This window comes from Aurantibacter sp. UH7 (genome assembly GCF_056839165.1).
This window is the reverse complement of the sequence record NZ_CM166388.1, coordinates 1844771-1858008: the sequence shown is the minus strand read 5'-3', so window position 1 is coordinate 1858008 and position 13238 is coordinate 1844771. Positions and strand designations below refer to the sequence as shown.

Annotated in this window: 14 protein-coding genes; all 14 read right to left on the bottom strand. The window is 34.5% G+C overall.

Annotation, left to right across the window (positions count from 1 at the left end):
* Positions 1 to 24: 24 nt before the first annotated feature.
* Positions 25 to 879: an ATP synthase F1 subunit gamma gene (gene atpG / locus UH7x_RS07835; protein WP_482363170.1), complete on the bottom strand. Its 855-nt coding sequence runs from the start codon at positions 877 to 879 to the stop codon at positions 25 to 27.
* 66 nt (positions 880 to 945) lie between these two features.
* Positions 946 to 2526: a F0F1 ATP synthase subunit alpha gene (atpA, locus tag UH7x_RS07830; RefSeq protein ID WP_482363169.1), complete on the bottom strand. Its 1581-nt coding sequence runs from the start codon at positions 2524 to 2526 to the stop codon at positions 946 to 948.
* Positions 2527 to 2565: 39 nt separating this feature from the next.
* Positions 2566 to 3105: an ATP synthase F1 subunit delta gene (gene atpH / locus UH7x_RS07825; RefSeq protein WP_482363168.1), complete on the bottom strand. Its 540-nt coding sequence runs from the start codon at positions 3103 to 3105 to the stop codon at positions 2566 to 2568.
* A 2-nt stretch (positions 3106 to 3107) separates the two neighbouring features.
* Positions 3108 to 3608: a F0F1 ATP synthase subunit B gene (locus UH7x_RS07820; protein WP_482363167.1), complete on the bottom strand. Its 501-nt coding sequence runs from the start codon at positions 3606 to 3608 to the stop codon at positions 3108 to 3110.
* Between the two features lie 85 nt (positions 3609 to 3693).
* On the bottom strand, positions 3694 to 3885 hold the full coding sequence (gene atpE / locus UH7x_RS07815) for an ATP synthase F0 subunit C (protein WP_091865249.1): 192 nt from the start codon (positions 3883 to 3885) through the stop codon (positions 3694 to 3696).
* Positions 3886 to 3953: 68 nt separating this feature from the next.
* Positions 3954 to 5081 carry a F0F1 ATP synthase subunit A gene (gene atpB, locus UH7x_RS07810; RefSeq protein WP_482363166.1) on the bottom strand — a complete coding sequence of 376 codons (1128 nt, stop codon included), beginning with the start codon at positions 5079 to 5081 and terminating at the stop codon, positions 3954 to 3956.
* 118 nt (positions 5082 to 5199) lie between these two features.
* Positions 5200 to 5592, bottom strand: a complete 393-nt coding sequence (locus UH7x_RS07805) for a DUF6168 family protein (RefSeq protein WP_482363165.1) — start codon at positions 5590 to 5592, stop codon at positions 5200 to 5202.
* Entirely contained in the window at positions 5592 to 5822 is a 231-nt protein-coding gene (locus UH7x_RS07800; RefSeq protein WP_482363164.1) for an AtpZ/AtpI family protein, read from the bottom strand. The genes UH7x_RS07805 and UH7x_RS07800 overlap by 1 nt, the downstream gene beginning before the upstream one ends.
* Positions 5800 to 6261, bottom strand: a complete 462-nt coding sequence (locus UH7x_RS07795; RefSeq protein ID WP_482363163.1) for a bactofilin family protein — start codon at positions 6259 to 6261, stop codon at positions 5800 to 5802. Before UH7x_RS07795 ends, UH7x_RS07800 begins: the two co-directional genes overlap by 23 nt.
* 3 nt (positions 6262 to 6264) lie before the next feature.
* Positions 6265 to 8820 carry a type IX secretion system periplasmic lipoprotein PorW/SprE gene (porW, locus tag UH7x_RS07790; RefSeq protein ID WP_482363162.1) on the bottom strand — a complete coding sequence of 852 codons (2556 nt, stop codon included), beginning with the start codon at positions 8818 to 8820 and terminating at the stop codon, positions 6265 to 6267.
* Positions 8821 to 9112: 292 nt separating this feature from the next.
* Complete coding sequence (locus UH7x_RS07785; RefSeq protein WP_482363161.1) at positions 9113 to 9850, bottom strand: ABC transporter ATP-binding protein; 738 nt, start codon at positions 9848 to 9850, stop codon at positions 9113 to 9115.
* Positions 9851 to 9895: 45 nt separating this feature from the next.
* On the bottom strand, positions 9896 to 11362 hold the full coding sequence (locus UH7x_RS07780) for a DUF5687 family protein (RefSeq protein WP_482363160.1): 1467 nt from the start codon (positions 11360 to 11362) through the stop codon (positions 9896 to 9898).
* 90 nt (positions 11363 to 11452) lie between these two features.
* Complete coding sequence (locus UH7x_RS07775; RefSeq protein WP_482363159.1) at positions 11453 to 12691, bottom strand: RNA polymerase sigma factor; 1239 nt, start codon at positions 12689 to 12691, stop codon at positions 11453 to 11455.
* 3 nt (positions 12692 to 12694) lie between these two features.
* Positions 12695 to 13042: a YciI family protein gene (locus UH7x_RS07770; RefSeq protein WP_482363158.1), complete on the bottom strand. Its 348-nt coding sequence runs from the start codon at positions 13040 to 13042 to the stop codon at positions 12695 to 12697.
* Positions 13043 to 13238: the final 196 nt, after the last annotated feature.

Here is a 13238-nt window from a genome sequence, read left to right as displayed (position 1 = left end):
TTGAATCCCTATAAGGATTTAAGCTTAATTGTTCAATGCTTCAGCACCACCAACAATTTCTAATATCTCATTGGTAATAGCAGCTTGTCTTGCTTTGTTATATGTCAATTTCAATTGATCTCTAAGCTCCGTAGCGTTATCTGTAGCCTTGTGCATCGCTGTCATACGCGCACCATGCTCACTTGCAAAAGAATCACGAATACCTTTGTACAATTGTGTTTTTAAAGACTTAGGAATTAGTTGCTCAACAATTTCTGGCTTTGATGGCTCAAAAATATAATCCTTACTAGAAACCTCACCACCTACTGTTGGTACAATTGGCAAGAATTGCTCCGTCATAATTATTTGAGTAGCGGCATTCTTAAACTTATTGTAGATGATATCAATCTTATCATAAGAACCATTGGTAAATTGCTCCATTAACCCTTCAGCAATTGCAGCAACATTATCAAAAGTTAAATCATCATAAACCTCACTATGATTGGCAATAATATTAAATTTCTTTCCAAGAATATCATTCGCCTTTTTACCAATAGCAACAATATCAACTTGCTTTCCTGCATACGTATCTTCAACTAATAAAGTACTCTGCTTAATGATATTTGTATTAAAAGCTCCACACAAACCTCTATTAGAAGTAATAGCAACTACTAACACCTTTTTCACCTCACGTTGATCAGAAAATTTATTGCCCGCCTCAAGACTACTGCTTAAATTCTGTAACAGCTCTGTCAATTTATTGGCATAAGGACGCATTGCCGTAATAGCATCTTGAGCCTTTTTTAATTTGGCCGCAGATACCATTTTCATAGCACTGGTAATCTGCATGGTTGATGAAACCGATGCAATCCTATTCCTTATTTCCTTTAAGTTTGCCATACTTTATAGTATTAAGTAAATAACAAAAAGTATTAAGTTATCTCACTCAATACTTTTTACTTTTTACTATCCTTTATACTTCGCTGAAAGATCCTTTGATACTGCTGTTAATACATCAATAACTTCATCAGTCAATTTACCTGACTTTAAAGTATCTAATACATCTCTATGCTTAGCATTCAAGAATTCAATATAATCACGTTCAAATTCTTTTACTTTTTCAACGGGTACATCACGTAATAAGTTCTTAGAACCTGCATATATTATAGCAACCTGATCTTCAACAGTAAATGGATCGTTCTGTGCTTGCTTTAAAATCTCAACGTTTCTACGTCCTTTCTCAATAACGTTTAAGGTAGCTGCATCTAAATCTGAACCAAACTTAGCAAAAGCTTCCAATTCACGGAACTGTGCTTGATCCAGTTTTAATGTACCTGCAACTTTCTTCATTGATTTAATCTGAGCGTTACCACCAACACGAGATACAGAAATACCTACGTTAATCGCTGGTCTTACACCTTGGTTGAATAAATCTTGCTCTAAGAAAATTTGACCATCCGTAATCGAAATTACGTTGGTAGGAATATAAGCAGATACATCACCTGCTTGTGTTTCAATAATAGGAAGTGCTGTTAACGAACCGCCACCTTTTACCATTGGTTTTAAAACTTCTGGTAAATCGTTCATGTTCTTTGCAATTTCATCATCATTGATAACTTTTGCAGCACGCTCTAATAATCTAGAGTGAAGGTAGAATACATCACCAGGATACGCCTCACGACCCGGTGGTCTTCTTAATAAAAGTGACACCTCACGATAAGCAACTGCTTGCTTTGACAAATCATCATAGATAATTAATGCTGGACGACCAGTATCACGGAAATACTCACCAATAGAAGCACCTGCCATAGGAGCATATACCTGCATTGGAGCAGGATCAGATGCATTGGCAGCAACTATAGTTGTATAAGCTAATGCGCCCTTATCTTCTAATACTTTTGCAATACCAGCAACAGTAGAAGCTTTTTGACCAATAGCTACATATATACAATAAACAGGCTCACCTGCATCGTAAAATTCTTTTTGATTTAAAATGGTATCAATACAAACTGTTGTTTTACCAGTCTGACGGTCACCAATAACAAGTTCACGTTGACCTCTACCTACAGGTATCATGGCATCGATTGCCTTAATACCAGTCTGTAATGGCTCAGTTACCGGCTCACGGAAAATTACACCTGGTGCTTTACGCTCTAGTGGCATTTCATATGTTTCACCTACTATCGGACCTTTACCATCGATTGGAATACCTAATGTATCAACAACTCGACCAACAATACCTTCACCAACTTTTAGTGAAGCAATACGTTGTGTACGTTTTACCACTGCACCTTCGCTAACTCCACGAGAAGGACCTAATAGTACAACACCAACGTTATCTTCTTCCAAGTTAAGTACGATACCTTCAAGGCCACCTTCGAATTCAACTAATTCTCCATATTGCACATTTGATAGTCCGTATACACGGGCAATACCATCACCAACTTGCAATACTGTACCTACCTCGTCTAAAGAGGCTTCAGCCTTGAAACCTGATAATTGTTTTTTTAAGATTGCTGATACCTCAGCGGCTTTTACTCCTGCCATTTTTCTAGATATAAGTCTTAGGCGTCTTTGCCTTAATTATTATAAACTCGTTGCGAATTCTCGCTTTAAATTACTCAATTTGTTTGCTATACTAGCATCGTATTGTAAATCGCCTACTCTAAGAATAAAACCACCAACAATACTCTCGTCTATTTTGTTCTTAAGCACCACTTTGTTATCAGTCATGCTTTCAACCTTATTCAATATCTTCTTTTCCATTTCGGGCGTTAATGGTACTGCGGTAGTAACATACGCTACACCTTCACCTTTTAACTGCTCGTTTAATATGATATACTTCTCAGCAATTTCACTTAATAAAGACACTCTTTTGTTGTCTACTAGCATGCCTATTAAACCTTCTGAAATAGCATGACTTCCTTTAAACACTTCTAAAAGAACACTCTTCTTATCAGAACCTTTAATTACAGGACTCGCTAACATCTCACGCAATTCAGCACTATCAGCAATAGTTGCAACAATTGAACGCATATCATTTTCAATAGCGCTTGTTGCTTTATTATCAACAGCTAAATCTAAAATTGCTTTTGCGTAACGTATGGCTGCTCTTGAATTGCTCATGCTTAGTTCAATTTGATATCGCCCAACATTTCATCAACCAATTTCAATTGCTTGTCCTTGTTGGAAAGTTGTTCTTTAATAACTTTTTCAGCAATCTCCACAGAAAGGTTAGCTACCTGACTTTTAATATCAGCGACTGCAGCTTTCTTTTCACTTTGGATAGTAGCTTGAGCTTGTTTAATCATTTTATCAGCCTCAACATTTGCAGCGTCTTTAGCATCTTCCACGATTTTATTTTTCATCTCACGAGCATCCTTCATCATAGCTTCACGTTCCGCTCTAGCTTCTTTCAATAGCTTCTCACTATCAGCAGTAACATTTTGCATTTCTTTTTTAGCTTCCTCTGCAGCAGCCAATGCATCTTTGATACCATCTTCACGCTCGTTAACAGCGCTTAAAATAGGCTTCCATGCAAATTTCCACAATAAGAAAAGTAGAAGGCCGAACAATAATGTTTGCCAAAAAAACAGTCCAAAAGAAAATTCTTCTATTAATTTTTCCATTTCTAATTACTTTATAAAACTCTTAATTTTTAAATAAAGTAACAGCTACAACCAACCGTTGCAACTGTTACTTAAAAACACAGAATTATACTGCAAATAATGCAGCAAATCCAATACCTTCAATAAGTGCAGCAGCAATTAACATCGCTGTCTGAATCTTTCCGTAAGCTTCAGGCTGACGTGCAATAGCGTCCATTGCTGAACCACCAATTTTACCGATACCGATACCAACACCGATCACAACTAAACCTGCACCTACCATTACTGGAATTTCCATAATATATATAGTTTAAAAATTAAAAATTCAATCTTACTATTAGCACTTTAAGGCTAATAAAATTAATATTACAAATGCTGAATTTCACCTTCATGCTCTTCAGCATGTGCATGCGATTCACTCGCAAATCCGAAATACAACGCTGATAACATTGTGAAAATATATGCCTGTAATAAGGCTACTAAAATCTCAATTAAAGATATAGCGAATGCTAAGCCGAATGACAACGAACTGCCCAACCAGCTTTTAAATATAAACATCAATCCGATTAAGCTCATTAAAACAATATGGCCCGCTTGCATGTTCGCATACAATCGAATTAACAATGAAAAAGGTTTAATAAATATTCCCAATACTTCAATTGGAATTAAAATAGGATATAATAGAAGTTTACCATACCATGGAAGCGTATCTCCTAATGGATCAAAAATATGTTTCCAGTAATCCTTTGTTCCTGTAAAGTTGGTAAAAAGAAAAGTTAGCAGCGCTAATGCAAAGGTTATGGCAATGTTTCCAGTAACATTTACACCCAACGGCGTTAAACCAAAAATATTTAGAAACCAAATAAAGAAAAATATGGATAATAGATAAGGCATATATTTCTTATACTTCTCTTCACCAATATTTGGTCTTGCAATATCATCACGAATATAGAGAATTATAGGCTCAAAAAAGCGACCAGCTCCTGTTGGTATCCCGCTATTTTTAACATAAGACTTAGCCAAACCGCTAAACAAAAAGAACATCAATAAACATGTGATAAAAATCATTACCACACTTTTCGTAATTGAAAAATCAATTGGCTTTTCATTTACTGGGTGATGCGCTTCATCATAATTGATGGTTCCTTCTGCGTCCGTCTTGTAAATTTTACTATGATATAATTTATAGTAACTACCATCTATCTCAGCAAGTTCTTCACCATGATGAAATTTGGAAGAAGAAAATACTTTTAAACCGCCATCCCACAAAATAACTGGAAGGGGAAAACCAACATAAACATGCTCGTGTTGTTCGTTTGTATATGAGTACAAGGAAAAATCATGTGAGTCTTTAAGGTGGTGTTGAACGTACTCCTTAATTTCGGTTTTGAGGTCTTTTTTAGGCTCATCAGAAGTACTTACTTCTTTAGCAAATGAACTAGCACTTAGGAGTAGTGCTGCCACCAAAAGGAATTTCGTAAAGTATATGCGCATATTGCTCAAAAATATCGGTCTCTAAAAATCGCTGCAAATGTACGGCATTCTTCCAAAAAGAAAAAAGCATTTTAAATCTTTATTTTTAAGCTATTAGAAGCGGCAACAATACAGGGAATTATTTTAGATTACGTAACATTTTTGCCATGTATACAGTTTCAAAAAACAGGCAGATTACATAAGGAATAAAAAAAGCTGCAAATTCTAATCTGCTCATTTCTCCATCCATTTTATATGAAGGATAAAAAAGAATGAAAAAGAAAATAAATTTAATAAAACTACCTCCCATAAAAAGAAATCCGATGTAGTCCTTTAGCTTAAACCTTAATTGATAAAGTGAAATGTAAATTATAAGAGCTAGTGAAGCATTAACAACATAAGACAATCGTAGTTTGTTTCCAAAAACAGGAAGTCCCATGGCATCTAAATAGTACGTATGAATAACAAAAACTACTATTAAGGTAAGTACTACAAGAAGAACAAATTGAATAACAGGACTTAGTTTTTGCATCAATACTTAATTCGTTTTAACTGACGCAAAACTACCCAAATAGCAATTGCCACACCAATTAGTGTGGCAATTGCTGTAAAAATTCTTTTTTCCGTTTGATAATGCGAGTCTAACCAAAGCCCACCTTTAGCTGCCAAAAAAATTATAGCACCCATCTCAATGCCAATACCAGAAAGCATTGCCACATTTTTCAGATTGTTTTTTTTCTTAAGAGGCTTTTGCTTTTTCACTTCCTGAGTTTGAACTACCAAAAGAAGACTTAAAGCCACTTGAAGAAGCTGTAGCGCTAGTAGATGCAGAAGATCCACCTCTACCTTTCATTGAACAAGACGCATTAAATGCAGCTCCTGGCTCAACAGCCAATTTAGTTACAGTAACCGTACCTTCAATTACAGCTGATGATTTTAAAGATAATAAATCAGACACAATTAATTCGCCATTAAAGCTACCATCAATATCTGCATTTACACACTCTACTTTTCCTTTAATTAAACCGTCTTTACCTATTACTACTTTACCAGTAGTTTTTAGATTACCGTCTAATTTTCCATCTATTCTGAAATCTGCTTCAGAAACGATATCTCCTTTAATTCTTGTGTTTTTTTCTATTCTGTTGGGTTGTCCGCCTATTTCGCTCATATTTCTAGGTTTTTGTTTATCTGAAAACATTATTTATGGTTTTGGGGTTAACATGTAGTCCTTGTATTCCTGTAAGTTTTTATGTACTTGTATAATTTTATAGTGCGGTGATAAAATAACAAAATTCTTCTCATTAATCTTGTATTTCTTGTTAATTTTTAACAACTCATCAAAGCCTAATGCGTAATCTTTTGACTTAAAACCATGCACCACAATAAACTGATTTTCTAAATCATAAATATCTTTTGAAACTAAGTTCTTATAATTTAAATCTTCTATAGCCAATTCTAGCTTTTCTTTCAACGCCAAGGCACTTTCATTATCCGCTCTTTTGTATGGATATACAACTTTCCAATTGCCCGCTCCTTTTACCACCGCGCTTGACGGAAAGTCTTTTTCTGCAAGTTTCGGTAGTTGTTCTGAAATCATTTTTTCGGCCTTCTTTCCTTCTGGATTATTAGGATAGGTTAATGCCACATAATTCAAGGCTTCCTTAAAAGCTTCAAATCCTTTTAATCTCCCTAATGCATTTGCCTTCAGCATTTCAAATTTAGGCACAATAGGGTCTCCTGTATACTTATTTATATTCTCTTCTGCACCTTGGATAGTAGCCGAAAACTGCTGGTCTTTATATTTTTTATACAAAGCCTCATAACGAGTATCTGGACTATCACCGTTATTTGCTAACACTGCTTGCGGATTTAAAAGTATTTCCGCATAGCGAGAATCTGCATGGTTTGTAATAATATTGTTTTTCATTTCAGCTGCCAAAGGACTGCCTTGCTCTTCATATATTTTATAAAGATTATATTTTGATGGTAGAATTAATCGCTCTTCTGGTTTAGAATTTAACACATCTTCTAGCTTACCAGCCGCAAGTACATTCTCTTTAAATTTCTCCTTATATATTAAACCCAACTGATAATTAGCGAAATTTCTACCTGTATTTAAACTATCTATCACCTTACCGTCCACTGGTATTTGATTTAAATAGTATTCTACAGAATATATTTCTTCGTTTGTAGGTCCACTACTTATACTGTCATTTATAACAACAGCCTCACCTTCCGTAGCTTGTGGAGCAATTTTAGTTTTGTTTGACCATCGCCAATCGTCTTCTAAATCACGATCTCCCCATCTCGTTCTAAAATCGGTTTGACCATAACCAAGACTTGTAATGTTGTAGAAATAAAACTTGCCTTTATTTTCTTTACCGCCCTTTGTTTCACCAAAAGCGGCATAACCTGCATTTCTAATCTTTTCTTCTTTTTTAGCAGCCTCTTCTTCAATTCGCTTTAATTCTTCGATATGCTTTTCGAAATAAGCTACCTGATCACCATCAGACATATGGTACAAGCCTACAACACTGTCTGCGTATTGAACAATATCTTCGTACTTAATTACGTCTTCTAAATTGTCGAACTTCTTTTTGGTAGCCCTAAACTTTTTAGTGTTCTCCACTAAATTGGTGAGTACACTATCGTAGTATGCCCCTGCAGTTTTATATTCGTTTTCATCAAAATTATATTCTGCTAAATTCTCGTAATTAAGCGCATTTAATTTTGGTTCATTTTGTGTTGCTCGAAGCGACTTGTTAAAATAAACAAGTGCCATACTATCATTTTCCTTTTCTAAATGATATTCGGCTATTTGGCGGAAGATTTTATCTAAGAACGGTCTATTCTCTCTATTTTCTTCAAGATCTGTGAGATACTCTAATAACTCCAATTCATTTTCCGAAGTTAATTCAGTGTTCATTATTTTTTGAAGATGGGCATTAATCATATAAACCCTAGGCGACTTTCGGTTTAAATCAATAACCTTATCAAAAGCATAGTTGGCACTATCTTTATGCCCCATTTGATTATACAACTGCCCAATGATATAATAATATCTGCCTTTTTCCGGATTCTTTTTAGTGTAGTACGAAGCAATTTTTAAATTCTGTACCGCAGTATCAATAACTTTTAAATTAATATATGCCTGAGCCATCATTGCTCTTGCATCTGCATATTCTTGATCTTTTAAGGTTTCGAACTTAAAAAGCCTTTTAAAATTTTTTATGGCAAGTTCTTCATTTTCTAGGCGGATATTTACTTTTTCACGCCAAATATGAGCCTCATTAAGTTTATCGCTATAATTATATTTGTTAAGGATATAATTAAAAGATTCTAATGCTGGAATATATCTTTGGTCGAAATAACGTGCTTTACCAAGTAAAAGGAAAGCTTCGTCGGTTTGAGGATTTCGCTCTTCATCTCGAATATCCATACTATGTTTTTGTATGGCTTTCGTTGCTTTTTCTTCCGCAATTATAAAATTAGGATTGTTGTCTTCCGAATCTAATTTAATTTCTTCAGTAACTTCAAGTCGCTCTACAGGTAGCACTTCCCAGTAGTCATCCTTATATTCCGTATGCAATTGTTCACGACCTTCATCAAATGCAATATTACCATTGTACAATACATTGTACTTGGTATTAAGCGCATGCCAATTTCGATTTATAAATGCATCTTTTTTAGTAGAACAAGCATTAAACGCTAGTCCCGCCAAAATGCATAGTAACACTAATTTATTTCGAAGGTTCAATATCTTATTATTTCGTATAATAGGTAAACTAAAAAACAACGGGAATATTATGTATTTGGTCGATTAAATGTTGATCTGTTGGGCACTGGACGCATTCAACCTCAAAGAAGTAACCGGCTTTTTACCGACCTAGCGGTTTGTTGCTTGTTATAATGAAGAAAGAAATTCAAGCAAATGAACGGTTTGCTCTTAGGTTGTTGCCTTTAAACGAAGAAACTAAAAACAAAAGCACAAAAGTAAATTCGAAACAGACTACCGAGTCGGAAACAGTAATTTCCTTGTATTCGCAAAACTATTCTTCTTCAGCACTATTAATTGTCTCTTTTGGAGTAATTGAACTACCAAAGAAGACTTCGAGCTCTTGCAAAGTTTCTGCTGAAGTCTGAATATCCTTAACAATTTCGCCTTTATTTAAAACTACAATCCGCTCGCATACTTCGGTAACATGAATTAAATCGTGACTAGAAACCAAAACAGTAACACCTTTTTTGTTTGCCAAATCTTTAATGATAGCCTTTAATCGAATTTGCGTAGTTGGATCAAGATTAGCAAAAGGCTCATCTAATATTACAACTTCAGGATTGCCAATAAATGATGCCACAATACCCGCTTTTTTCTGATTTCCTTTAGATAAGTCGCGCAAATATTTCTTCTGATTTAGAATTTCGCCATGAAAAAAGTCTTCAAAATTTGCCAATAAGGTGTCAACATCTGCTTTATTTTGACCTCGAAGTTCTCCGATAAAATAAAAATACTCTTCTGGAGTGAGGTAACTGATTAAAAAAGACTCATCAATAAAAGAAGACGTAAAAGCCTTCCAATCTTCACTTTCGCTTACTAAAATAGTGTTGTTTTCTATGCTACCCGAGGTCGGCTGAATTAAATCTAATAGTAAACTAAAAAAAGTGGTTTTACCTGCACCATTATTACCAACAAGACCAAAACTTTGCCCTTTAGGAATTTCTAATCGCTCTAGGTTTAATACTATAGCACTACCGTATTTTTTTGTTAAATTCTGTACTGTTATCATAAAAGTGTAAGTGTCAAATTCAAAATTTCTACTGAATAAATGCTTTTAATTTTTTTCGCTAAAACCGGCAATCATTCCATACTTTTTGATTCTATAAATAGTGGTGATTTTATCCATTAACTTATTTCTTAAAGCAAAGCCTACTATGCCTAATAGTGCCAAAACAGCAATGGCCACTTCAAAAGAAACAAAGTACTTAATCACAAAATAAATAACGCATGGCACAACCATTAATGGAATAATTATTAAAAACTGCGTCGCACTTGCGCCTTGCATATTTCCTAAAGCACTTTTTTGTAAATCGATTCGTTTTTTATTCTTCGACCCAAAAAACAAGACAACCGGCACATTTACGCCTAGATTATATATGGCACAGGCAAAATTGATAACCAATATTTCCCAACCAAAATAAACATAGGGTATTGAGAGTAAGAACATACAAACAATACTTACATAGATAAGGCCAGCCTTAGAATCTAAATATTTACGCATAGGAATATTCTGAGCCATCAACATATTGTAATATGCGCTATCCCAAGCGGGAATAAATTGCCCAAAATTCACCATAAATATGCCGGTAATGAAAATGCCAGCAAAGGCAAACATAGTTGAAGTACTACCATAGTTGTCTTGCGTGTAAAAGAATAAACCATACAAAATCATTAACAACGACATAAAAACCTGAGTCTTGGTTCGTTTGTTGCGCCATATCAATTTTAAATCGAGTTGTAAAAAAGGTGCTATACTTCCAAATCGCTTTGTCCAACTTAATTCTGCAGCGTTCGCTTCTTTAACAACTTCTTTAACTGCAGCATCTAAATAAATCTTATTACGTAGATATCGGTAATTAATATAGTAGGTTAAAATTGCAATTGCCAAAGGCACTATTACCCAAATTGGATTTTCATATAATTGATAGAAAAGCTTTCCAAATTGTTCTTTAATAGGATACAGTTGAAAATAATCGACCCCGTAAAACAATGCTAACACTAGCACTAAACCAATTAAGACTTTATCACTTTTATTAATGATGAAGTTTAAGAAGTTAATAGACTGCGAAATACATATAACGGCTACCAACCAAACCAAAACATTTAACGGTGGATACCCCTGCACCATTAAGACTATACCAAATGGTACAAACAAAAATAAGGCTAGAAAATTAAAGAATGAAAAAGCCGAACGCCCCAGGATATAATGTACAATAGCATCTTTTTTTATAGGTAATATTAAAAATGGTTTGATGTCTATTACCGGAAGCTTTTGCATAAAATATCGAAAAACAAGCTCGCCGACTATCCAATATAAAAAATAGGAGCTTACTTTAAGCATAGGGTCTTCATCTGGAAAGGCTTCTTTTAAAATAAAGAATAATCCAACACCCATTAACACCAAACAGGCCAGCATATAAATGCCAAAGAATATCATTAGAATTTTAATGGCGAGACTTTTACCTAGCGAAGATGATCTAAAAAAAGCTTTCCATTGCAGACTGGCAAAACGTTTAAACATAATGGTTAGTTGTTTCTGTTAGGTTAGTATCAAACGCATTAAATATGTTACACGCTTACACAAATTTATATTCAGGATTGTTGATAATCACTATGAATATAATAAATCTATTTTCTTACTCAAATAAGCTTTTTCTAAAGCATTCGAGGTTGTAGCAATTGCTTTTTCATAAAAAGAAATCGCCTTTGGTTTGTCACCCATTTTAGAATAATATTCTGCCCAACAACCAAAATACAAGTATTGTCGCTGTCCAAGTTTATCATTCTTTAATGCCGCTAATAATAACTTAGTTTCTTGTAAATGATTCATTTGCAGATTAACTATCGCCTTATTTAATAGAATGAAATCACTAGGTTGAATTTCATACAGTTTCGTGTACCACAACAGAATTTTCTGCCAGTTGGTTTCTTCGAAACTCTTTGCTTTTACATGTTCAAAAGCAATTGCCGCCTCATAATGATAAATAGAAAGATCATTATATTCTGCAGACTTGGTTAATGCATTTTTTGCCAACTCTATTAAGGGAACATGCCATTTACTTCGGTCTTGTTCTCGAATATCTACTATTTCGTTTACACTATTGGTTTTGCTTGCTAATCGTGATGCATGAAAACACATTAGTGCAAAAAGGGCATACATACTACCCGACCTAAACTTTTCTGTTTTAAGAATTAATTTGTTCAACCGAATTGCCTCGCCACAGAGATCCTCACGAATTAAATTCGTTGTATTTGTGGAATGAAAGCCTTCATTAAATGTCAAATAAATAACCTCCATCACCCTATCAAGTCGACTTTGTATTTCGTGCGGCTCTGGAAAATCAAATTGAATGGAATTAGAAATAATAGTACTTCTTGCCCTTTGAAGTCTTTTAATTATAGCATCTTCACTTTTTAACAAGGCAGCTGCTATTTCTTTGGTGCTAAATCCGGATATTGTTTTTAGCGCAAATGCTATTTGCTCTTGTGGTTTTAAACTTGGGTGGCATGCGACAAAAATCATGCGTAATTGGCTGTCTTCTATTTCATGGTCTAAGAATAAATCGCTTATTGGAATAGATACGGTACCAGTATTTACTTGTTGAAGTCGGTTTTTTTCTGATTTTAGACTTCGCAATAAATCGATTGTTCGATTCTTAGCTACCTTAGTTAACCATGCTTCAGGATTATCGGGCAGTTTATTACGCCATTGTAAAGTTGCTTTTATAAATGAATCTTGAACGGCGTCTTCTATAGTTTCGATATATGCAAGTCCGAAAAAACGAGTTAAAATAGCGACCATCTTTCCATAATGATGCCTGAAAAGATGGTCGATAATTTTATGCTCCATACATTATTGGTTAAAAACCATTACTTCACGGATTTCAACAGTACCACCTAAATCATAATCTGGATAGTCTTGTGCTATTGCCACAACAGCATCAGCATTTTCTGCGGTAACTATATAATATCCTCCTATTAACTCTTTGCTGTCAGCAAATGGGCCATCAGTTACAGTTCTGTCTTTACCAATAACTCGTTTTACAGTTGGCACCAATGCATCTCCTGCTTTAACAATGCCTTGGGCGGCCATCTTCTCATTCCAGCCAAACCATTTTCCCATTCTTTCTTGTAATTGCTCTGGTGACAACCCTAATTCTTGATAGTCTGCACCGATAAAAATCATCATAAAATCTTTCATGTCTTAAATTTATTAAATGTTATTAATTATTTACCCTTATGACGGTGTCAAAACTAAGAACTGGACATTTTTAGAAAAAAAAATGACATATTTTGCAAATTCGCACTAAAACAAGCAAATAATCGAGAGTTGAATATATTATTTTTTCCTTTCAGATTTTAATTCGTGTTTTCAATGCCTATTTTTGCAATCCGTT